A 21,302-nucleotide genomic window follows, 5' to 3' on the forward strand; every position below is an offset into this window, starting at 1 on the left:
GACGAGTCGATGTTAAACGTGAGAACGAGGGAGAAGATCACATCCTCTCCGGTCAAACCGCAACAATGAGCGGAAAAGCAGCCTTACGGATCGTCACAGGCCCCTTGGTAGTGGAAACCAGTTCGCCATCAAGCTCCAAGGGCATTTCCTCTTCCATACAAGAGATCGTGAACTCATCTGCCTGAATGTAATCAAGATACTCACGCTGCTGGTAACCATCCAACAACATACCACGCAACAACTGCAAAAACTCCATGCCACCGAGTCCGCGAAAAATGATCAAATCCAGCAACCCATCAGTATTCGACGCATCGCGGAAAAGTGGGAAAGGTCCGCCATAATGACGTCCATTGCCCAACAAGACAACTGTGCCCAGCAGCGGCGACTTGCCTGGGATTTGTACACTCAGAGTCGGTGGTGGGCGTAGCAGCACATTGACCGCACTTATCACATAACTCAGCGGGCCGAACTTTTTCTTTTGCTCCCATGTCGTATCACGCACGATCTGAGCGTCTAGTCCAGCCCCCCCTAGCTGAACAAAATAGTGCTCATCTGCCATCCACAGATCTATCTGGCGTCGAGTTCCAGCCGTGATCTGCTGCCAACAAGCAGCAATAGCTTTACTAGGTAATCCCAATTCCACGGAAAAGACATTCATCGTGCCCAACGGCAGTACTCCGAGTGCCGTGTGGCGCTCCCCGGGCGGCCGACGAGAATTCGCCCGACAAATGCCCTGAAGAACCTCATTCATCGTCCCATCACCTCCCGCAGCCACGATCACAGCATGCCCTTGTTCGGCCAATCGCTCCGCAATATCATTCGCATCCCCTGGCCCCTGCGTCAGATGCACCTCCGGCATGGGCTCCAATTCACGAATCAATCGCTCCAAAGACGCAGCTTTTGTGCTACGGGCCGCGGGGTTCATGATGATAGGAATGGGCATGAAGAAGCCCGATGCTTGGCATGCATCGCACTGCCACGCCAGCACGGTTTTGTCACAAACATCGACGCACAGCATCCACCATCTGGCGTAATTCATCCAATGTCACACAAAGCGGAGGCATGAGGACAATCGTGTTTTGAATCGGACGCGTAAGCAAGCCATGCTCACGGGCAGCTAGACATATTTTTGCCCCAGTGCCCTCTGGTCCTTCGATATCAATACCGGCGATCAAACCAAGCTGCCGCACCTCGGTGACTCCTGGTGCCATTTTTAGTTCCGCGAGGCATTCGCTGAAGAATGCAATTTTTGGCCCCAACCGCTCCAAAACATGTTCCTCTCGAAAAACTCGCAGACTGCCCAAAGCGGCAGCGCAACCGAGCTGATTCGCTGTATAGCTATGGCCATAAAAGAACGTCTTTTCTGAACCCAAAAAGCCCTCAAAGACGCGTTTAGTCGTCATCGTCGCGGCCAAGGGCATATAACCTCCCGTTAGCCCCTTTGCTAGACAGAGAAAATCTGGCACAACGCCTTCGTGTTCGCAGGCGAACATCTTACCTGTACGGCCAAAACCCGTCATCACCTCATCGAGAATGAGAAAGACATCTTTTTGAACACACCAGTCATGCAGCACGCGTAGCATTCCTGACGGCCACAGACGCATTTTTGCCACGCCTTGCACAAGAGGCTCAATGATCACCGCGGCGATTCGTTCAGGATTCTGATGAATCAAATCCACCAAACTCTGAATCCGTGTCACCTGATAACCAAACTGGTTCGCGCTTCCTTTAAACATGGTGATGCCTCCTAGGCTCGCTGCACCCAGCGTGTCTCCATGATAAGCACGATCAAAAGCCAGAATCGTGTCACGCTGTGGGCTGCCATTTTGCCGCCAAAACTGCAATGCCATGCGAACCGCACATTCGATGGCTGTCGATCCATCATCCGAAAAAAACACCCGCTCTAGCTTTGCCCCAGGCAGCAAATTGACAAGCTCACATGCCAACTGAGCCGCAGGCGCATGCGAAAGCCCAAGGAATGAAGTGTGCGCCACCTTCCCCAATTGCTCAGCAATCGCTGAATTGATCGTCGGGTGATTATGGCCATGGATATTCGTCCAGATGGATGCATTGCCATCCAAGTACTCACGTCCCCATTGATCGCGCAGCACACAACCGTGTGCTTTTTCGATCATCAATGGAGCATGTGCAGCTGCGCACCAATCCTCCATTTGGGTAAAAGGGTGCCAAGAGTGGCATTTTTCCAATTCTTCGCACGAACGAAGGACGGGGGGCAGGGCTTGGAGTGATGTCGTCACTTTTAAATAATGCATGTCATTATATAATTGCAAAGCGGGACTTTCTGTTATGTTAGATGATGCCCACAGGACTTTCTGAGCCATCGACTGAACTACAACTGAATGCTGGTGCGCGTCTTGTTGCGGATCCAGCGGGAGGTTTGGCCACGGAGATTATGGCTGTGGCACTTAGAGACCCTTCACTTGTAGGAGTGGATGCGAAGACCTCGCTCTATCCTTGGGATACAGGGTGGAAGGGGCGGAGGCGGAGGATTCTCGGGGGGCGGGGCTATCGCTCGCATTGCTACCATGCGATGTCACGCACCTGCGGTGGGGCGGTGCCTTTCGATGCGGTGGAGAAGGAGGCTCTCCGGCGCATTCTCTGGCGGTTGTCGGAGTTCTCGGGCGTGCGCGTGCTCACCTACTGCATCATGAAAAATCACTTCCATGTGCTGGCTGAGGTGCCTGATCAAAAGGCGTGGCTCCAAGATCACTTCGAGGGCGCGGATGGTGAGCAAAAGCTCATGCGCCACCTGCGAATTCTTTACAGCAAAAGCTACGTTGAGCAGCTCCAGGCAGAACTGGCTGAGTGGCGACGACTGCGGCATCATCACCTCGCTGAAAACCGCATTGCGGCTCTCAAAAAGCGCTTTTGCGACATCTCCGTGTTCATCAAGGAGGTCAAAGAACGCTTCAGCCGGTGGTATAACAAGCGCCATGAGCGCAAGGGCACGCTGTGGATGGATCGGTTCAAGTCGGTGCTGGTGGAGGGCAAAGGTGATCCGCTGTTAACGATGGCGGCTTACATTGATTTGAATCCTGTGCGGGCGGGCATCGTGAGCGATCCGAAGGACTATCGATGGTGTGGCTACGCGGAGGCGCTTGGTGGGAACAGAGAGAGCCAGCGCGGCATCTGTCGGGTCACAGGGCGTGATGAGGATGGATGGAGACGCCAGGGCGCGGCGGAGGGCTATCGGCAGATGCTTTTTGATACGGCCGTGGAGCAAAAAAATGCGGAGGGCGAGGTGCTGCGCCGGGGGGTGAGCCGGGAAAGGGCTCAAGAGGTGCGACTGGAGCGTGGGAAGCTATCTGCGAAGGAACTAATCCGGCAGCGAGTGCGGTATTTCAGTGATGGGGCAGCACTGGGGAGCCGAGAGTTCGTGGAGGAGGTGTTTGAGCGGCAACGAGGGAGTTTTAGCCCGCGAAGACGCTCTGGGGCACGGAGAATGCCACGAACGGAGGAATCGTTTTACACGCTGCGAACGCTGAGCGCAGACCCATGATCAAGTGTAGGGTACTGGGGTGCCTGTACTGTTGGCGAGTGCTTTGAAGCGTGTGATGAGCTCGTTGGTGATTTTGCCGGGTTTTCCATCGCCGATGAGGCGGCGGTCGTATTGCACTGCGGCGATGACTTCTGCGGCGGTGCCGGTGAGGAAGCATTCATCGGCTGTGTACATGTCAAAACGAGTCATGTTGGTTTCCGCGAAGGGCAGTCCCATGGCGACGATCAATTCGATGACGGCACGGCGTGTGATGCCGTCCAGGGCACCGGCGGAGACGGGTGGAGTACTTACTTTGCCGTTTTTCACAATGAAGACGTTGTCGCCGGTGCACTCGGAGACGTAGCCCTGATCATTGAGAATGATGCCTTCTTCACAGCCGGCTTGGATGCACTCGATTTTGGCCATGATGTTGCTGAGATAGTTCAGGCTCTTCACTTGCGGACTGAGTGCGGCGCTGTTGGGGCGGCGGGTGCCACAGGTGATGAGGTGGAGGCCGTTTTCGTAGCGTTCCTTCGGGTAGAGTGTGATGGTGCTGGCGATGATGAAGACGCTGGCTTTGGGGCACTGATATGGATTGAGGCCGAGTGAGCCGACACCGCGTGTGACGACGAGGCGGATGTAGCCATCCCGCAGCTTGTTAGCAGCGACGGTTTCGACAGTGGCTTTTTCCAGCTCCTCGAAGGTCATCGGGATGGTCAGACAGATGGCTTTGGCGCAGTCATAGAGGCGATGAAGATGCTCTGTGAGGCGAAAGACGCGGCCGTTGTAGATGCGGATGCCCTCGAATACCCCGTCGCCATAGAGCAAGCCGTGGTCGAAGACGGAGATCTTCGCCTCGGATTCAGGGACAAGTTTGCCGTCGAGCCAGATGAGGAGGTTTTGGGACATGGGGCGGCTCCAAACCACAAAGGAGGCCCTTTTGCAAGTCGGGAGCGGGTACTGGCATCACTCACCATTCGACATTTTATGCCCTTGATCCGAAAGTGCTCGTCCATGCCCTCTCCCGTCCTCGAAGTCTCCGATCTCACCTTCCGCCGTGGAAGCCCTATTTTGAAGGGCATCTCGTGGCGGGTCGATCCAGGTCAGCATTGGTGCATTCTCGGCCCGAATGGCTGTGGCAAGACTTCCCTGATCAATCTGATCACGGGATACGATAGCGCTACTGACGGCACGCTACGCATCGGTGACAGTGTCTTTGGTGATGATGACTGGCGTGAGGTGCGCAGGCGTGTGGGTTTGGTGACGAATACACTCACGACGTTTTTGGAAAGTGGTGAGCCGGTGCTCGATGTCATCGCCAGTGGCCGTGAGGCAAAGCTGAACCTCATCGAGCTGCCTAGCCCCGCTGTGCGTCGCGAAGCCGCGCGGCTGCTGAAGCAAGTGGGCTGTGATTATCTCCGTGAGGCGCTGTGGGGGCCGCTTTCACAGGGTGAAAAACAGAAAGTCCTGATTTGCCGTGCGCTGATGGCAAAATTCAAGGTGCTGATCCTGGATGAGCCCTGCGCGGGGCTCGATCCCGTGGCGAGAGAGCATTATTTGCAGTGGATGCAGTCTCTTGCGTCGAAACCGCAGTCCCCTTCCCTCGTGATGGTCACGCATCACGTAGAGGAGATCTTCCCATCCATCACTCACTGCCTTTTGCTAAAGGACGGACGCGTACACGCCACTGGCCCGAAGCACGACATCCTCACCAGCGCTAATCTGAGCACGATTTACGGCTCCAGGGTAAAGCTCACTCGGCATGGTGAGCGTTATGCGCTGCGACTGGCTTGATGAGTGGCTGTGCGGGTGACTAGATCAGCGCCGCACGGCTTTGAACTCGCGGGTGAGGCTGGTGAGGGAGTCTTCGACGCCCATGCGCTCGAGGCTGCTGGCTCCGACGAAGCCATCAGCAGTGGTTTTGCCGAGGATGAACTCGACGTCCTTCGGGGTGTTCACCGGGCCGCCGTGGGTGAGGGTGAAGACATCTTTTTTGACGCTGCGAGCGGCGTCGATGATCTCCTGGGTGCGCTTGATGGTGAAATCCCAGTCCACCACGGCATTGACCACGCCGATGCTGCCACCGACGGTGGTGCCGACGTGGGCGATGACGGCGTCTGCGCCATTCTTGACCATTTCCACGGCTTCTTCAGGCGTGGCGACATAGACGATGCTGAACATGTCCATCTTGGTGGCGAGGCCGACCATTTCGAACTCCTTTTGCACGCTCATGCCGGTTTCTTCGAGCACGCCACGGAAGTGGCCATCGACGATGCAGTGCGTGGGGAAGTTGTTCACGCCGGAGAAGCCCATGTTCTTCACCTGCTGGAGCCAGTGCCACATGCGCCGGCGCGGATCGGTGGCGTGTACACCACAGACGACGGGGATTTCTTTGACGACGGGGAGGACCTCGTACTCGCCGATTTCCATGGCGATGGCGTTGGCGTCGCCGTAGGCCATGAGGCCGCAGGTGCTGCCGTGGCCCATCATGCGGAAGCGACCACTGTTGTAGATGATGATGAGGTCTGCGCCGCCCTTTTCGATGAATTTGGCACTGATGCCGGTGCCTGCCCCTGCGGCGATGATGGGCTCACCTTTGGCCAGGGTGGCTTTGAGCCGATCGACGACTTCTTGCTTCGTGTAGGGGTTACCGATTCCGGTCCAGGGATTGGGCATGGTGAGTTAGGAGGTAGGAGTTTTGATGGATGATTTGGCTTTGTCGCGAGGCCAGGCCGTGATTGAAGTCGTATGTCATCAAACATCAATCCCGACTCCATGCACGCCCGATCTGCCATCCAAGAGCTATCCGAAACCCACACGCATGGGCCTGACACGGATTACCGCGTGGTGCGGGCGAATGCGCGTGATGCGCGGGCGTGGCTACGGGGCTCTCCGGTGTGTGGTTTGCTCTCGCAGCACCGGATCGCGCATACGGGGGTGATGACGGCGCGGGCTCCTTATCGCATTGTGCGCATGCATCAGGGTGGATTGTACTTTTTAGCCTGTGTGGAGGGCGAGGGACGCGTGCTGGTGGATGGTGTGTGGAGGAAATGCAGTGCGGGCATGGCCGTAGCGCTGCCGCACTTCATGATGAATGCCTTCCATGCAGTTCCGGGGAAGGACTGGCGCTGCTGCTGGGTGCGCTATGAGCAGCAGCCACAGCAAAAGCCCATCCTCAGCAGCAGCTCGCCGCTGATGGCCCCATTCGATGGCAAAGCGCTGTGGAATGCGATCTCTGGCCTCATTGACGAAGCGGCGGTGAGTGGCGGTGGGAAGCCTGCGGCCATGTTTCACTGGGTGGAGCTCATTCAGCATTACATGGAGCGTTTTGCGCAGCCCTGGCAGGTGGATGACCGCCTACACCGTATCTGGGAGCGTGTGGCGGCGAATGTGGGCCAGGACTGGACGCTCGATGAGCTGGCCCAGCAGGCCCATGTGAGCACGGAGCATCTGCGCCGCCTGTGCCGGAAAACACTGGGTCGCACGCCGATGCATCACGTCACCTGGCTACGCATGCGGAAGGCGGCCGAGCTGCTTTCCACGACCTCGCTCAAAGTAGAGACGATCTCGCATGAAGTAGGCTACCAGAACCCCTTCGTGTTCAGCAATACCTTCAAAAAATGGATCGGTTGGCGGCCGAGTGAGCACCGCAGCCGCTCCGGTCACTGACGTGGTGTGGGTGGCTGCAAGCGGTCGGGCACTTTGTCGTTATCCGCATCGAGCGGCATCGCGTCGTCTGGGTCGATCCCGTAGCTGGTGGGCAAATTCTCGCCCTGTTGCTGGAGGAAGCGATAGAGGAAATCGACGCATTCTGCCCGCGTGAGCGGAAAGGCCTGTACTTTGGCATGGGTGAGTGTTTTGAAGCGGGGTAGCGTCAGCGCAGAGAGCCAGCGATCGAGCGTGGACCAACTGACGGGCGCATCTGGCTGGAAGGTGGGCTGCGGTGGGCCGAAATCGCCCCAGGTCATCATCGTTTCGATGAACACACGATCTGGAGCATCGGTGGGCACATCGCTGAAGCGCGGTTTGTCCACGATGACGGGCCATTCACGCGCCTCCGGCATGCCACGGATCAATCGGACGAGTGCCGCCGCTAGCTCACGACGCGTGACGGCTTGATCCGGCCGGAAGAAGACATTGTCCGCATCCGCACGCCAGATCCCCGCCAGTGTGAGCAGGTTCGCGGCCTCGAAATGGGCCTCAGAGGGCCGTACATCGTGCCAGGGCCAGATGAGTGTCTGATGGCGCAAAAGCGTGCGCTGCACCTCCCGGACGAGTTTTGGCGAAAGGGCGATCTGACGCGGCTGGAGGCCATTTTTCAGTGCCAGAGCCGCTACGGTGCCCACAGCGCTGCCGATGTGCATCATCTGACCATGCAGCCGCAGCGAGGACTGCACCATGCTGGTCACGCCGATGTTTTTCGAGCACCCGAGCAGGCCATCCATCTTCACCGGCACGAGTCCACGCAGGGGGAACATGGCGCGGTCGCTGTGTGCGTTCCAATTCCGTGAGCCGAAGAATTTCGGCTGCCAGGGCTGCGTGGTATCGCCGCTGCTGCGATATTTTCGCCGCGTGGGATGGAAGTCCATATTGAACTGGTAGCCGAACACGCCGTCGCAAGGCATCGACTTGGCCCATAGCGGCTTTTCTACCTCGGTGCGCACATCTTGCTCACGCAGGATGTAGAGCGCATCGAGTCGCAGACCCTCGCGGATGTAGGGTTTCGGCGGCAGGTGGTCAGTGGTGCCATAATCCTCTGCCAGGCGCATGTAGCGGAAGGACTGCGGGAAGTCGCCTACGCGATCATGCGCGGCGGTTTGCAGCCAATAGACGAACTCTAGCGCACCCTGTTTCGCGTCTTCAAAGACAATGCGGCGCTGTACAGGCGACATGGCGACGATGTTTTTCTTTGAGGCACCTTGCTCGTTTGTCTCCAATGCATCCACCACATGCTGCGGCAGTGTGCTGAGTGGATAGTCCTGCGCGGGCCAGTTCAGCACGACGGCCTCCGTGCCGGGTGCGAGGTGATGGTGATAGCGGTCGATCATGCGCCGGTGGGTGTAGATGCACCAGCCGGCCATGTTGTAGATACCGCCACTGCCATCCCAGTCCACCCAGGGCGGGGCCTTCTGCCAGTCGGCAAAGGAATAGGCATCATAGCGCAGTGGCTGTGGGATGGTGCTGTCCTGACCGGCCTCTCGTAGCAGTGGGCACCAGGAGATGGGATTCATCTCCTGCTCGCCGCCGGGATCGAGCGACTCGGGGGCACTGGGCTCTCTGAAGCGGCTCTTTAAATCCGGCCCGGCCATGTAGGCTGCGCCACTGAGTCGGATGATGTCTCCCCAGTCGGTCGAGTCGGCCGTGAGCGCCGCTTTCACCGTCATTTCGGGCTCTTGTTGCCGATGAAAGGTCACGCCCGTGACACGGCCGCCATCCACCAGTACCTTCGTGGGCTCCCAGCCCTTCAAGACGGTGATCTGGGCCGCATAGGGCGCGATCCAGTCATCAAAGATCCGCGCTGCTGCTTTTGGCTCGATGGTATTGCTACCGCACCAGCCATTGCCGGGCTGGGCGAGTCCATACACGGCGCGGTTATGCGCATGCATGCGCTCCAGGATTTCTGCGAAGGCTCCAGTGGCTGGGAATTCGGTGCGTTTGCCATTTACGATAGTCCATTCATCGACGGGGCCGATTCCCTGGGTGCAAAATTGGCCGCCGAGCCAGTCGATGTCATTGACCAGCACGATGCGCTTCACTCCGAGCCGCGCAGCCTGCACCGCAGCAGCGCAGCCGGACTCATCTCCACCGACGATGAGTAGATCCGTCTCGATGACAGAGGCAGTGAGGAGGGATGGGATGAGGAAAAAGGGCAACAGCCGGTTCATGCGTCGATAATAACGTGCTCTTAGCCCACGAACTGTGCAAAGACCTGCCACAGCCCAGTGACGCTCAGAGCACTGACGAGCCAATACAGCGCCTCCATGACGGGTTGCTTGCCAAAGGGCATAAAAGCACCCTCAGAGAGCGATTCATACTCCGTATGCAAGCGGGCGGCGGCGGGATTCTCCGCCAGCGGTGAATAGCTGCGGTCGAGATTTTTGATGGCCTTCTCACGCAGGCGCTGTGCGGCGATATGGACGCGGGAATGCGCCGGTGAAGACGAGGGAGAGGGTGAGTACAAAAGCCGCTCCGAGATGGATCGGCACCTGCCACACATCAAAGAAATCCAGCCGCGCCAGCAGCAGGATAGCTAGGACATAAAAGGGCAGCGCTGTGAGCCGCCCGAGATCACGCGTCCAGTCCATGACCATGCGTAGATCGAGGAAATCACACACCTGATCGCTCATAGAGCCCTGTTTGAGATGCGGGGCTAGTTGAGCATCTGGCCAGTCGCTTTTGCCGCGCCTGATCCAGTGGATGAAGATGCGATTCAGCCACAGCGTGTCAAAGACGAGCATGCCCAGCCAGATGAAGGCTGCCGCGCTCCAGAACTCTAGCCCCTCACACAGCGCACGAGTCTCTGCGCCACGCACGGGCATGGGTGGCAGCGGGTAGATGCGGCGCAGCTCCATCATGCCCCAGCAGATCACGGCGGTGATGGCCGCAGCTCGCAGCAGACGGCAGGGCATGCGGCTACTCTGACGGAAGGCGGACCAGAGCAGCGCGGGATTGACGCCTTTGCGGTCTTCAAAGGCGAAATTCGCATCGCGGCCAGAGCTGCGCACGATATTCGGGATGTTCCAGAAGAGCACGAGGCCCTCTGCGAGCCGTTTGGCACGCTGGAGCAGTGTTTGGGGCGGTTTTTTGCCTACTTGCTCGTTTGGCTCATGCGGGAAGTATTTTCGCTTCAGCCTGCCTTCTCCGTGCCAGATGATGCCGAGCGCTTTGAGGATCAAATAGAGCGAAATGCCCACGGCGGCGAGATTCAGCATGAGAAACGGCCAGGAGCTCACTCCCTCCATGTGTGAGAGGGGCTCACCACCCATGCGCTGCTTTGTCCACAGCCGGTAGCCGAGTAAAATGGCCCCTGTGAGGATGAGCGGTGCCCACACAGGATTGAGCACGATCTCGTAGAGGCGGTATTTGAGCCAACTGCGGAACCGCGTCTGCTCTAGGCTGGCGAGTCGCTCACCGGCCATGAGGCGCAGCGCGGGGATGTTGCTGAGAATCAGCCAGATGAGGAAGCTGATGCTCACCAGCGCCACGAGATACCAAAAGAAGCCCGCAGCCTCCACACGGCTCCAGAACGGCACGACGGCGCTCGCATCTGGATGGAGGCGCTGCCGCGGATCATCGAGCCGAGTATCCCCAAAGACGGGTGGCGGGAGGGAGAGATCCACTGGCTGCTCGCGGCCGATTTCAAAGAGACGCACGCTTTGCATACGCTGCTGCATCTGCACGCTGCTGTCTTCATCGAGCAGGGCGATTTGCTGGATGAACTCGGGTGCTTGCTTGCCGAGTGTGGCGGCGAGTGTGCCTGCATAGACGGCGGTCTGGTAACTATCGCGGAAGGGCGGCTTCCCCGCCTGCCAGCGCTCGCCCAGACGCAGATCAAAGGGCGAGGCGACGATGAGATTGCGCGTGGAGGGCAGCTCCGCATGCTCCCAGAGCCAGGTATCGAGATTGTTGGTGAAAAACAGCGACTCTGGCAGATGCGGCTTCAATGCGCGGAGGATGACCAGCTTGTCATACACATCCCCGCCGAGAACGCCTATGGCGACGATGCCGGGCAGATTCTGGCGCTGACGCTCGCGGTGGAGTTCTTCGAGCTGGGAGGCGAGTCGGCGCAGCGCATCGAGCTGCTGGATGCCACGCGGCTCCTCGGCGGCTGCAGCGGCAGAGCGTGCATCACTCTTGCTAGCGCTGGCGCTGGTTTTATCCGATGGGGCATCCGCTGCGGCGCTGAATCGGCCATCCAGGCCGCGTGTGAAGCTGGTCCAGTGCCAGCGGCCACCAGGTTGATTGAGCGCATTGCCACCGAGCTTGCCCGATGTGGCGGCGAGGAAGCTCAGGGGCAGCTCACGGCCGTAACCGGTGTCGTATTCAGAGATGAGCACGATGTCGCCTTTCTTCAGATCGCTCTTGGCCGAGTCGGCAGGTGAGAGATCGACTCCGCGCCGCGTGAGCTCATCGACGAGGGCCTGGGCGACATAATCATCCCCCAGCGGGATGCGCAGAAAGGAGTCCGCCTGCTCATGCGCTGCGAGTGCATTGCTCATGAGCGAGGTGATGCGCTGCTCATCCTGGGCGGCGGTGCTGTCTCGTAAGCGCGGGATTTCTGCCGTGCGCAGGAGGCCCGCCGCAGAGGCTGTGGCATAGGGTGAAAACATGCGCACGGGATGCGGCCAGAGTCGCTCAGTGAGTGCGACGGGGCCCTTTTGCTGCTGATCGTCGAGCAGATAGGCTTCCTTGAGGAAGGTGGACAGTTTGTCGCTGCTATTGGGCCCCAGCACAGCGATCTCGATGCGCTTCGGATTCACCTCTGCGCTCTCGGCCTTCGCCAGCGGTCGCGGATGGCCCGTGAGCACGGCATGGAGCATGCGGCGCAGGTAATTGAGCGGCGCACCTGGATTGCGCGGGCTGGTGAAGGCGGTGGAGTCCAGCCATAGCACGCACACGCCATTGGCAGCAGGTGGGAGGATGGAGGTGCCGTTGCGCACGGGCTTGAACCACTCAAAGGGCACATCATGCGTGTCGCTACCCAGTTCCCACGGCGCGGTGAGGCCTGCGGTGATCATTTTCTCCGTCGGTGGTGCGAGGCGCAGCACCTCCATCGCCCGCTCGGCCTCTGGCACATAGCCACTGGAGGCCAGGGCAGACACCACCGCCAGTCGGCCACGCTCACGCTGCTCGCGTGAGGGCATGTCCCAACCGCTGCGCACGTAGGCGAGGATGAGCTGCATGGGCCTATTCGGACTGGCTGCGGAGATGCGCTCCTTCAGATCGATGAAGAAGCCCCAGTGCGTGTGGGCCTTCACGTGCTGCTTCGGGTCAAAGGTGGCATCGTCTGGGTGCTTCACCGTCTGCGCCTTGATTGCCGTGAGCGGGTCCTCCAGATGCGAGGCGGGGAATTTATGATCATCCGCCGGTGTGGAGGCTGCGGTGGCGCGATCCATCTCCCGCCGCGACTGGAGCGGCTCAAACTGGAGCAGCACGGTGCTGCTGATCAGCGTCAGGATCGCCAGCACTTGCTGCGGTGTGATGGAGCTGAAGATCGAGCCACGGGAGTTTTCGGCCATGCTCGCGAGGCTATGCGGTCTTTGATCGACTGGCAATCTCTGAGCGTATGAATGTCGCTCTATGTGCCGACTCCTCTGCCTCCTGACCCTGCTCCACACGGCTCTCCACGCCGCACAGCCGGTGACGCGTACTTTTTATGTCACCGGGGTCGAGTGCGGTAGCTGCGTGTACATGGTGCAGCAGTCCATCACAGAGACCAAAGGCGTGGAGGACGCCACCGTGATCCAGCTCATCGACGCCTACGCGAACGTCACCTACGATGCGCAGCGGCTCACAGAGCACCAGATCGCCCAGGCCGTGCGTGAGGCCATCCCACTGCATGGACAGCCCTATTTGGCCACTTTGAAGCTCAAAATGCCCACCTACGCCGCGCATGCGTCCGAAGTCGATGCCGCCTTCGCCGCGTGGAAAGACATCGTCTGGCTAGAAACGACCGATAAAGCGAAAGGTGAGCTCACCATCCATTTTCATGAGCTGAAAGCGGACGCAAAAAAAGCTGACCCACGCGGCTGGACTCTCGCGCAGCTGGATGCAGCGCTCAAACCACTCGGCGTGGCCTACACACTGGAAAAAGAAGGGTGAGAGATGCCCAGCGGGATGCAGCAGGCCGTCTAGCTCAAGAACCGCACAGGCTATGCCAAGGCAGGACGGCGCTGGGGCACAGATGCGGCGTTATGGGCTTACACAAACCCCAACTACTGCCCATGGCCCGCTACATCGCTCTGCTCTCCTTCACTGAAAAAGGCTCTCTTCATCTCAAAGAGTCCCCTTCCCGCGCTCATGCCTTTGATGAGCTAGCGGCGAAATCTGGCGTCACTGTCGAAGGCCAATTCTGGACCCTGGGCCGCTACGACGGCGTCCTCATCCTCAAAGCCGAAAGTGAGCACCAGATCCTCCATCTGCTGGCCGAGCTGGCCTCTCGCGGCAACGTGCGCACGGAGACGATGCAGGCATTCACGGACAAGGACTTTGCCACCATTTTAAAATCCTGATGCAGCTGAGCGCCGCAAGATCGGCGCAGCCTTGCCCAGCGTGTGACCGCGTTCCGGCACCATCCTCCCGTACTTCAACACCATGAATGCAGCTCTGACGAATCCCGAGTGGTCCCGTGTGGACTCGATGGGTTATGATGGCTTCGATGTGAGGCCCTTTCTCGTCTTCTGGGAGATCACACGCTCCTGCGCCCTCGCCTGCCGCCACTGCCGCGCAGAGGCACAGGCACAGCGCCACCCAGATGAGCTAGATGGTGCGGAGGCGAGCCGCCTCATCCAGCAGCTCGCCGAGCTGAGGCCTCCCATGCTCATTCTCACAGGCGGTGATCCGCTCATGCGCCGCGACTGCCTCGATCTGGTGCGTGAGGCCAGCGCTGCGGGCCTGCATGTCGGACTCAGCCCATCCGCCACCGAGCGGCTGCTGCATACTGATTTTAACCAAATCAAAGCTGCCGGCGTCGAGCGCATCTCTCTGAGCCTCGATGGAGCCACACGCGGCACGCATGATGCCTTCCGCGGCATCCCAGGCACGTTCATACGCACCATCGCAGCGGTGCATTGTGCGCATGCAGCAGGTCTGAGCGTGCAGATCAATACCACGCTCACCCGTGGCAATCTACATGAGTACGAGGCCTTTAAGCAGCTCATGTTTTAGCTGAAGCCGGCCATGTGGAGCGTGTTTTTGCTGGTGCCGACCGGTCGTGCGGGTGCCGCAGATCTGCCAGACGCAGCCGACATCGAGCGCGTTTTCCAGGACATGGCCGCACTCGTCGGAAAGGCACCCTTTGCCATCAAAACGACCGAGGGGCACCACTTCCGCCGTGTAGTCATCCAGAAAATGGGTGCCACCACCGGCAAGCAGCGCCCTGGCATGCGCTCACCGCTCGGTATCCGTGATGGACGCGGCGTCATGTTCATCTCCCACACCGGAGTCGTATCACCGAGCGGCTTTCTGCCCTTTGACTGCGGCAATGTGCGCAGTGAGCACCCAGCGGACATTTACCGCAGGCACCCGCTCTTTGTCTCACTGCGGGATAATGACGCCCTCGGCGGCAAATGCGGTCGCTGTGAGTTTCGCAGTGTGTGCGGCGGCTCCCGCGCCCGCGCCTATGGCCTCACGGGTGATCCTTTCGCCGAAGACCCCGCCTGCCTCTACCAGCCCGGCAGCGGTACTGCCCGATCCCTTTCCTCCTCACCAACACACCCCACCATTCCACCCACCCTCGCATCATGATCAATATCACCAAACTCTGGACCGGCACAGCCCAGCCTGCCGACGCCCTCCGCTACGGCACCGGCAAGCACCCTGGCCACCCCAGCGGCCATACCGCCAGCACGCGGCGCCCCATCACCGTCTGGAACATCACCCGCACCTGCAATCTGCGCTGCGTGCACTGCTACTCCGACTCCAACGCGCAAAACTATCCTGGCGAGCTCACCTGGCCGGAAATGGAGACCGTCATCGACGATCTCTCCGCCTATCAAGTACCCTCCCTGCTCCTCAGTGGCGGGGAGCCGCTCATCCACCCGCACTTTTTCGACGTCGTGCAAAAAGCCAGCGCTGGCGGCCTGAAACTGACCATCTCCACCAACGGCACCCTCATCACCCCAGAAAAAGCCGCACTGCTGAAGGCTGCAAACGTCGCCTACGTCGGCATCTCGCTCGATGGCATCGGCGCGGTGCATGACGAGTTCCGCCGCAAAGAAGGTGCCTTCGACGGCGCGGTGCGTGGCTTCCGCAATTGCCATGAAGTAGGCCAGAAAACCGGCCTACGCCTCACCCTGACCCGCCACAACGTGCAGAACATCGAGCAAATCCTCGACTTCATCGAGCAGGAGCAAATCCAGCGCGTGTGCTTTTACCACCTGGTGCCCGCTGGGCGTGGCACCTCCCTACAAGTGCTCACACCGGAGGAGTCGCGATACGCCCTAGACACGCTCATCGCCCGCACGGAGGCCTGGCACGCCCAGGGCGTGACCCGTGAGCTCCTCACCGTGGCCGGCCCCGCAGATGGTGCCTACCTGCTCCTGCGCATGGAGCGGGAAAACCACCCGAACCTGGAAGAAGCCCGCCGCCTGCTCTCCTGGAATGGTGGCGGTGCCAACAGCAGCGGCCGCGGCATCGCAAACATCGACACCCAGGGCAATGTACACCCCGACCAGTTCTGGCAAGACATCACCCTCGGCAATGTGAAGCGCATGCCCTTCTCCCAGATCTGGGAGGAGCAAAATGAAGCCAGTGCCGAAACCCTACGCGACATCCGCAGCATCGGCCGCCTCTCCCAGAGCGAACGCCAATCCCGCATGAGCGGCCCCTGCGCCGACTGCCGCTGGTTCAGCATCTGCGGTGGCGGCTTCCGCACCCGCGCAGCCTACGGCGAGCACGGCGGCCTCTGGGGCAGTGATCCCGGCTGCTACCTCACCGCTGCCGAGCGCACCGGACTGGAGCTAGTGAGCTAGACCGATTCTCGAAAAGAATGTCGCAATCAACCGGCGAGCGCGGTGGCTCCGATGGCAAGGAAAGAGCGACAAGGCCATTGGAACCATGGCTGCGGAGCGAATGACGCCGCCAGCGGGGCTACCCCGCCGCCGGGAATGCGACAGGCTTTTTGAGAACCGGTCTAAACGCAATGCCGCTAAGCAAAAGGGTCGATGATGAGATCGTCGCTGGCTTGGAGAGAAGAGGTCGAGAGCAGGCGTGGCCATTTGCTCACGGGCTGTCGCACCTTGCGCTGGCAACTACGTCTTCGTCGCGCTGGCAACGCGGCTTGGGCGATTTGCTCTCGCGCTCGGCGCACCAGCACTCCTTGTGCCGCCTCGTCCATGAGGCCCTGCGCTGCCTCCAGCACCAGTAGCAGCGCTACGGTGTGCTCCAAACAGTGGCTCATGCTGATGCGCAGCGCTCCTGCCTGCCGGACTTCTTCATCCTCACTGCTCTGTGCGCAGGCTAGTCGCTCCTCAGCCACCAGTGAGCTGGCGATGAGGAGCGCGGCGAGTTCTTGCTGTGCTGTCTCAGTGCGTTGTGCGCTGAGCAAATGCCCTCCGTGAAGCACGAGCTTGAGTTCTTTGTAAAGACTTCCTGTTCCCAGCGCTTCGCATACAACGTCAACAACTCACGCGCACTGCCCTGCTGCACGCTCAGGCTCGTCCACAGCCGCACCTTCACCCACTCTCCAGCGGCGTTGCGCACTCGCCCCACGATCTCGCGCACTGGCAACTCGCTCTGGCGCATCGGCGGATGTTTGCGCGGGCGGCCCCGCGCTTTGTTCGCCTCGGGTGTCTGCTTCTCGTCAGCTTTGGACGGAGCTGTTGTTGACGAGTCTGCGCATGGGCTCTCACGCTCGCGCAGACTCACCACCACCTCCGCACTGCCATCGGCATGCACGCTTTGCACTCGCACGGAGAGCTTTTGCCGCACGCGGACCAAAAGTGACTCTGCGTGCGCTGCGAATGTTTTTGCAGTTCTTTGAGCATCGGAGCCTGCCCGTAATAGCGGTCGGCGATGAGCAGGCTGCGAGCCTGGTAGCGCGGCGAGCAACGGATCGGCCAGCGATTTCTCATTGAGCGCACCCAGTGACATCGATACGGCCAGCGGTGCATGGGTGCCGAGCTCGACCAGCGTGCTCATGGAGAGCTTGGCAAAGGCTGCCTGCGCACGACGACTGCGGCTTTTGGGCACTTGGGCGTTGATCTGCACGGTGTTAAGCAGGTTCCACTGCCCACCGTCGATGCCGACCAAGCGCAGCCCGGCGAAAAAACACGCTGGATGCCGCTGCTCACAGGCTAGCGGCACCAGGGAGTGGCGCATGCAGGCATCGAAAGCTTGGGTGGATATCTTCAAACGACGCTGGCTTAGCGCCGCGGAGCCTGATGCGCACAGCAAAATAACGACCGATGATCTGCTGTAGGCTGCCGCAAGCGTGCAGACTTTGGGCGACCATGCCGGCGATGAGTTGCCAACCGAGAAGTTTGCGTCGCGGCCCTTGGTGCGTTGGCTCTGCCCGCAGTTCCTCGGGCAACTGCTCGACGCCGAGTTTTTTGCGGATGCGTGCAGAGAGATGATGTTCGTATCGCGGTGGGCTGGATGGCTTTACCATCTACCGCTAGTTGACTCAGCTACTCAGTTGTACAGCACTCTTTTCGCCCCTCTTCGCTTTTTTGCTTAGCGGCATTGGGTTTAAAATCCCCAAACTGCGTCACGCAAAACACATTGCCGCAGACACAGGCCACAGTTCACTGCTTCAGCACACGCTGGAGCCAGTCGCGGGCTTTTTCTCGTGCAGGAGAGGGGCGTAGGGTCCAGGCGTCGTTGTGATTGCGAAAGCCGGTGCAGAGGAAGGTCAAATCAGCCGTGGGCAGGAGCGGGCGCAGGTAGCTTTCTGTTTGAGCGGCATTTTCACCCTCACCGCAGATGAATACAGGTCGTCCACGGAGCCGCTGGAGGCGCTTCAGGGCTGAATCACGATCTGATCCTGCATACGGCCATGGCCGCACACCATCGAAATGACTGTAGGCGAAGAACCCAGACCACTGCGCCGCAGTTTCATCATCATGCAGCCCCAGAAAGCCGCAGGCGATCGCTCCGCGTGAGAAACCGCACAGCAGCACCCGCTGCGCATCGCCGCTGAAATCTCGGCAAATGGCCGCCACGGCCTCACGGGCATAGTTGAGCGTGGGCTGGGCATCATACGTGGGTGCATCGCCCCACCACTTCAGGGCCAGATCATCGCCTGCGGCATTCAGATACGGGATGCACAGCCAGATGCAGCCCGTGCCACCGCTCAGGCCGTAGCCAAGGTAGCTACCCTCTGGGCGGCCCGAGCTGACATCGCCATACTTGTTCGTGTAACCGCCATTTCCGGCCCACTCGACGATCACGGGCCACTTGGAGCCCGCCTTCCACTCTGGCGGCAGATACAGTACATGATACACAGGCGATTTTTCTCGACCCGCAAGCCAGTGCCGCACTCTCTGACCCGCAGCGGGCACTCCATCACGCATCTCTGGCACGACCAAATCTGCTGCCACCGTGCGGATGTCTGGCAGCTCGGCCAAAGCAGCCGAGACAGCACAAAAGAAGATCCCAAAGAGGCGCAGCAACATGGTGATCATTTTTTCAGAGCAGCACGCAGCGCGGGCTCGAAGGCATCCGCTTGGCGCATGAAGCCGAGATCGGTGGCGTGGGAGGCATCGTTGGCACCCTCTGCATCGGTGCCGTAGAGGGCATCGCCGCTGATGTAGCTGAGGTGTGGCACTTTTTCGGCCTGGAGCTGCTCGTAGGCCTTTTTCAGCGCGGCGTGATTGTCGTCATGGAACTTGGCTTTGCCGGGGGTGATCCACGAGTTCGTGAAGCGGCGGTCTTCTACGAGAATGATCGGCGTGGTGGCGTGTTTGGCGCGGAGTTGCTTCACCAGGGGCACGCATTTGGCCACCACGTCCGCAGGCTGCATATTTGGCAGGCAGTCGATGACGATAGCGGCGGCATCGAGTTCATTGATGAGGTCACCCACAGCTGCATCCATGCGGCCATTGCCGGAGAAGCCGATGTTCAGCACCGGATGATCCAGACGGCGACCGAGGATGGCTGTGTGCACCATACCTGGGCGTGAGGCATTCGCTCCATGGGTGATGGAGGTGCCGTAGAAGACGATGGGCTTTTCACGCGGTGCCTGGCCGGCAAAGTGGGCGTCCTTCGGCACACCGATCTCCAGTTTCTCGATGCCATTGTAGAGGGGCAGGTAGGCGGCGAATTCATGCTCGCCGGGGGCCAGATCGCTGATCATGACGGCTTCCACATGCTGCTTATCCGGCTTCGGGCAGGCGACCCAGCGCCACTGGCCTTTTTCGTCACGAGCATAGAGATCCAGCCCGCTCGCACCCGTCGCTGGCATAGCGGGGAGTGCCAGATTCGGCTTTGCGAGGTCGTAGCGGCAGTAGATGGCCTTCGCATCGGTTTTGAAGCGCACCATCATGCCTGCGCTGTCACGGCTGAGGCCCCACACGGCCGGTGTGACGGTTTTTTCTGCCTTGGCGGGGAATCGGTCAAACCAGCGCTTCCGCTCCTGATCGGCCCAGCCACGTCCCTCGACGCCCCAAGTCGTCACATCATGCCACTGAGCATCCACCGGCACCGCCGGGGCTTTGGATTTAGCGGGAGCTTTGGGCACCTGCGCAGCAGCGTGAGCAAGGAGAACGAAGAGTGGAAGGAAGGCAGCAAGTGAGGCTTTCATGCACAGCGGAGAACGGCACGGAGCAGACACTTCTCACGGCGGCGCTCGGATTTTGAACGTGACAATGCTCTCCTGGCTATGGCATGCTTGTGCATGATGAAATTCACTCGTCATTTTTTGACTGCTGTAGGCTCCTGCCTTCTATCCATGAGCCTTGTCGCCGAGGAGAGAAAAGCCTCGACAGAGACTCTGCTCCAAGATGCAGAAGCGATCCTCAAAATGGCCCGCAGCGGCGATAATATTCAAGCGGCCCATCAATCCGGCATCGTCTTTCGTGCCGCTGGACGGCTTCATGAGGAGGGAGACAATGAGCGATCACTCAAAATGTATGAGGAGGCACTGAGGCTGTCGCCCTGGACACTGGAGCACTACTTAGGCTATGCAGACACACTCGTCGCAGTGGGACAGACGGACAAGGCCGCGAGGTGGGCACGCTCTGCTTGGCAACGTGCCGAGGACATGGAGGTCAAAGAGAAAGCACGCGTCTGGCTGAAAGAGGCCGAGCCTGAAAAACTGCCGTTTTTTAAAATCGAAGCATCCCAAGGCAAAACGGTGTGTATCATCCCTCTGGGCAATCCGCCCACTTGGCTACTGAACCGCTGCGGTAGAGGCCTGCAAAATACCTTGGGCCTACCCGTGATGATTTTGGAGGAGAAGATGGCCTTGCCAAAGGCACACCGCAGTGCCTTTCACCGATGGGCGATGAGCCTACGTAAGGACGTGAAGTGGGATGACCCACAGCTGCGCCAGTTTGCGAAAGCAAAGGGAATACGCACCTATGAACCGACCGATCTCGATGTCGTGAACCTCGTCGAAGCGATCATTCGCGAGACGAGGTCCGCCGAGGAACTAGAAAACTTCCGCCGCAACCGCCGCCAGCTCGCAGAGTCCAAGTATGACGAGCAATGGGATGCGGGCATTCTTTTGGACACCATTGCAGGACATGCGCGTCAGATGAAGAGTGACCAAGTCATCTGGCTGGCTGTCACGCATGTCGATCTCTACATCGGTGACAGCAATTACTGCTTTGGAGCCTCGGTGGGGCCTCCACTTTGCGCGGTCAATTCGTGCGCTCGCTTTGTGGCGGAGTTTCAAGGAGAGCCACCCGATGCGAATCGGCTATCGGATCGGCTGCTCAAGCAAATGCTCTCCAGCGTGGGCACTCTTCTGGGAGCTGCGCGGCCCATTGATCCATCCTGCCCACGTTCCTATCCCCAGTCGCTCGCCGAACATGACGCCAAGACGCTGAACCTCTGCGGAGACTGCCGCGCATCCCTGCGGCAGCATCTCGGCCACGAGGTGCCGTCCCTGCCAGAAAAAAATCTATGAGTCCAAGCCTGG

General features: G+C 59.7%; 19 protein-coding genes and 1 pseudogene. 8 read left to right on the forward strand and 12 right to left on the reverse strand.

The window, feature by feature from the left end; translation table 11 throughout:
• Positions 1-52: 52 nt before the first annotated feature.
• Both IPK32_22880 and bioA read right to left on the reverse strand, forming a co-directional pair.
• Entirely contained in the window at positions 53-943 is an 891-nt protein-coding gene (locus IPK32_22880) for a diacylglycerol kinase family lipid kinase (GenBank protein MBK8094733.1), read from the reverse strand.
• Positions 944-995: 52 nt separating this feature from the next.
• The gene (gene bioA / locus IPK32_22885; GenBank protein ID MBK8094734.1) at positions 996-2,273 is read right to left on the reverse strand and encodes an adenosylmethionine--8-amino-7-oxononanoate transaminase; all 1,278 of its coding nucleotides are present in this window, start codon (positions 2,271-2,273) and stop codon (positions 996-998) included.
• Positions 2,274-2,551: 278 nt separating this feature from the next.
• Between bioA and IPK32_22890 the strand changes: the two genes are divergently transcribed.
• Positions 2,552-3,520, forward strand: coding sequence for a chemotaxis protein CheW (locus IPK32_22890; GenBank protein ID MBK8094735.1), 969 nt, complete (start codon positions 2,552-2,554; stop codon positions 3,518-3,520).
• Here the strand turns inward: IPK32_22890 and ilvE are convergent, their stop codons facing one another.
• Positions 3,521-4,408, reverse strand: a complete 888-nt coding sequence (gene ilvE / locus IPK32_22895) for a branched-chain-amino-acid transaminase (GenBank protein ID MBK8094736.1) — start codon at positions 4,406-4,408, stop codon at positions 3,521-3,523.
• 78 nt (positions 4,409-4,486) lie between these two features.
• Here ilvE and IPK32_22900 point away from each other — a divergent pair, with 78 nt between their 5' ends.
• Complete coding sequence (locus tag IPK32_22900; protein MBK8094737.1) at positions 4,487-5,293, forward strand: ATP-binding cassette domain-containing protein; 807 nt, start codon at positions 4,487-4,489, stop codon at positions 5,291-5,293.
• Between the two features lie 24 nt (positions 5,294-5,317).
• Here IPK32_22900 and IPK32_22905 read toward each other — a convergent pair whose 3' ends face one another.
• Positions 5,318-6,175, reverse strand: a complete 858-nt coding sequence (locus IPK32_22905) for a phosphoenolpyruvate hydrolase family protein (GenBank protein MBK8094738.1) — start codon at positions 6,173-6,175, stop codon at positions 5,318-5,320.
• Positions 6,176-6,274: 99 nt separating this feature from the next.
• On the opposite strand from IPK32_22905, the gene IPK32_22910 reads away from it, so the two are divergent.
• On the forward strand, positions 6,275-7,168 hold the full coding sequence (locus IPK32_22910; protein MBK8094739.1) for a helix-turn-helix transcriptional regulator: 894 nt from the start codon (positions 6,275-6,277) through the stop codon (positions 7,166-7,168).
• Here the strand turns inward: IPK32_22910 and IPK32_22915 are convergent.
• From IPK32_22915 to IPK32_22925, 3 genes are read right to left on the reverse strand one after another with little or no spacing between them, the layout of a single operon-like run.
• A complete protein-coding gene (locus IPK32_22915) occupies positions 7,162-9,384 on the reverse strand; it encodes an FAD-dependent oxidoreductase (GenBank protein ID MBK8094740.1) in 2,223 nt (740 codons plus the stop codon). The two genes, IPK32_22910 and IPK32_22915, sit on opposite strands and share 7 nt — an antisense overlap.
• A gap of 20 nt (positions 9,385-9,404) precedes the next feature.
• Positions 9,405-9,680, reverse strand: a complete 276-nt coding sequence (locus IPK32_22920; GenBank protein ID MBK8094741.1) for a hypothetical protein — start codon at positions 9,678-9,680, stop codon at positions 9,405-9,407.
• On the reverse strand, positions 9,610-12,738 hold the full coding sequence (locus tag IPK32_22925) for a hypothetical protein (GenBank protein MBK8094742.1): 3,129 nt from the start codon (positions 12,736-12,738) through the stop codon (positions 9,610-9,612). The genes IPK32_22920 and IPK32_22925 overlap by 71 nt, the downstream gene beginning before the upstream one ends.
• Positions 12,739-12,799: 61 nt before the next feature.
• Here IPK32_22925 and IPK32_22930 point away from each other — a divergent pair, with 61 nt between their 5' ends.
• The 4 genes and pseudogenes from IPK32_22930 to IPK32_22945 all read left to right on the forward strand — a co-directional run bounded on the left by IPK32_22930 (position 12,800) and on the right by IPK32_22945 (position 16,191).
• On the forward strand, positions 12,800-13,321 hold the full coding sequence (locus tag IPK32_22930) for a heavy-metal-associated domain-containing protein (GenBank protein ID MBK8094743.1): 522 nt from the start codon (positions 12,800-12,802) through the stop codon (positions 13,319-13,321).
• Between the two features lie 122 nt (positions 13,322-13,443).
• The gene (locus tag IPK32_22935) at positions 13,444-13,731 is read left to right on the forward strand and encodes a GYD domain-containing protein (GenBank protein MBK8094744.1); all 288 of its coding nucleotides are present in this window, start codon (positions 13,444-13,446) and stop codon (positions 13,729-13,731) included.
• Positions 13,732-13,858: 127 nt separating this feature from the next.
• A pseudogene (locus tag IPK32_22940) lies at positions 13,859-14,965 on the forward strand (radical SAM protein).
• Complete coding sequence (locus tag IPK32_22945; GenBank protein ID MBK8094745.1) at positions 14,962-16,191, forward strand: radical SAM protein; 1,230 nt, start codon at positions 14,962-14,964, stop codon at positions 16,189-16,191. The pseudogene IPK32_22940 and the gene IPK32_22945 overlap by 4 nt, the downstream one beginning before the upstream one ends.
• A gap of 176 nt (positions 16,192-16,367) precedes the next feature.
• Here IPK32_22945 and IPK32_22950 read toward each other — a convergent pair whose 3' ends face one another.
• From IPK32_22950 to IPK32_22970, 5 genes are all read right to left on the reverse strand, one after another.
• The gene (locus IPK32_22950) at positions 16,368-16,697 is read right to left on the reverse strand and encodes a hypothetical protein (GenBank protein ID MBK8094746.1); all 330 of its coding nucleotides are present in this window, start codon (positions 16,695-16,697) and stop codon (positions 16,368-16,370) included.
• The gene (locus tag IPK32_22955; protein MBK8094747.1) at positions 16,679-17,539 is read right to left on the reverse strand and encodes a hypothetical protein; all 861 of its coding nucleotides are present in this window, start codon (positions 17,537-17,539) and stop codon (positions 16,679-16,681) included. Before IPK32_22955 ends, IPK32_22950 begins: the two co-directional genes overlap by 19 nt.
• On the reverse strand, positions 17,508-17,828 hold the full coding sequence (locus tag IPK32_22960) for a hypothetical protein (GenBank protein MBK8094748.1): 321 nt from the start codon (positions 17,826-17,828) through the stop codon (positions 17,508-17,510). Before IPK32_22960 ends, IPK32_22955 begins: the two co-directional genes overlap by 32 nt.
• 136 nt (positions 17,829-17,964) lie before the next feature.
• Positions 17,965-18,843, reverse strand: coding sequence for a hypothetical protein (locus IPK32_22965; GenBank protein ID MBK8094749.1), 879 nt, complete (start codon positions 18,841-18,843; stop codon positions 17,965-17,967).
• Entirely contained in the window at positions 18,840-19,961 is a 1,122-nt protein-coding gene (locus IPK32_22970) for an SGNH/GDSL hydrolase family protein (GenBank protein MBK8094750.1), read from the reverse strand. The genes IPK32_22965 and IPK32_22970 overlap by 4 nt, the downstream gene beginning before the upstream one ends.
• A 93-nt stretch (positions 19,962-20,054) precedes the next feature.
• On the opposite strand from IPK32_22970, the gene IPK32_22975 reads away from it, so the two are divergent.
• A complete protein-coding gene (locus IPK32_22975; protein ID MBK8094751.1) occupies positions 20,055-21,290 on the forward strand; it encodes a hypothetical protein in 1,236 nt (411 codons plus the stop codon).
• Positions 21,291-21,302 lie beyond the last annotated feature (12 nt).

This window comes from Verrucomicrobiaceae bacterium (genome assembly GCA_016713035.1).
GTDB lineage: Bacteria > Verrucomicrobiota > Verrucomicrobiia > Verrucomicrobiales > Verrucomicrobiaceae > Prosthecobacter.

Coding starts and splice junctions, on each gene's coding strand:
- IPK32_22880 (MBK8094733.1), bottom strand. CDS start 943: ATGCCCATTCCTATCATCATGAACCCCGCGGCCCGTAGCACAAAAGCT.
- bioA (MBK8094734.1), bottom strand. CDS start 2,273: ATGCATTATTTAAAAGTGACGACATCACTCCAAGCCCTGCCCCCCGTC.
- IPK32_22890 (MBK8094735.1), top strand. CDS start 2,552: ATGTCACGCACCTGCGGTGGGGCGGTGCCTTTCGATGCGGTGGAGAAG.
- ilvE (MBK8094736.1), bottom strand. CDS start 4,408: ATGTCCCAAAACCTCCTCATCTGGCTCGACGGCAAACTTGTCCCTGAA.
- IPK32_22900 (MBK8094737.1), top strand. CDS start 4,487: ATGCCCTTGATCCGAAAGTGCTCGTCCATGCCCTCTCCCGTCCTCGAA.
- IPK32_22905 (MBK8094738.1), bottom strand. CDS start 6,175: ATGCCCAATCCCTGGACCGGAATCGGTAACCCCTACACGAAGCAAGAA.
- IPK32_22910 (MBK8094739.1), top strand. CDS start 6,275: ATGCACGCCCGATCTGCCATCCAAGAGCTATCCGAAACCCACACGCAT.
- IPK32_22915 (MBK8094740.1), bottom strand. CDS start 9,384: ATGAACCGGCTGTTGCCCTTTTTCCTCATCCCATCCCTCCTCACTGCC.
- IPK32_22925 (MBK8094742.1), bottom strand. CDS start 12,738: ATGGCCGAAAACTCCCGTGGCTCGATCTTCAGCTCCATCACACCGCAG.
- IPK32_22930 (MBK8094743.1), top strand. CDS start 12,800: ATGTGCCGACTCCTCTGCCTCCTGACCCTGCTCCACACGGCTCTCCAC.
- IPK32_22935 (MBK8094744.1), top strand. CDS start 13,444: ATGGCCCGCTACATCGCTCTGCTCTCCTTCACTGAAAAAGGCTCTCTT.
- IPK32_22945 (MBK8094745.1), top strand. CDS start 14,962: ATGATCAATATCACCAAACTCTGGACCGGCACAGCCCAGCCTGCCGAC.
- IPK32_22955 (MBK8094747.1), bottom strand. CDS start 17,539: ATGCGCCACTCCCTGGTGCCGCTAGCCTGTGAGCAGCGGCATCCAGCG.
- IPK32_22960 (MBK8094748.1), bottom strand. CDS start 17,828: ATGGTAAAGCCATCCAGCCCACCGCGATACGAACATCATCTCTCTGCA.
- IPK32_22965 (MBK8094749.1), bottom strand. CDS start 18,843: ATGATCACCATGTTGCTGCGCCTCTTTGGGATCTTCTTTTGTGCTGTC.
- IPK32_22970 (MBK8094750.1), bottom strand. CDS start 19,961: ATGAAAGCCTCACTTGCTGCCTTCCTTCCACTCTTCGTTCTCCTTGCT.
- IPK32_22975 (MBK8094751.1), top strand. CDS start 20,055: ATGATGAAATTCACTCGTCATTTTTTGACTGCTGTAGGCTCCTGCCTT.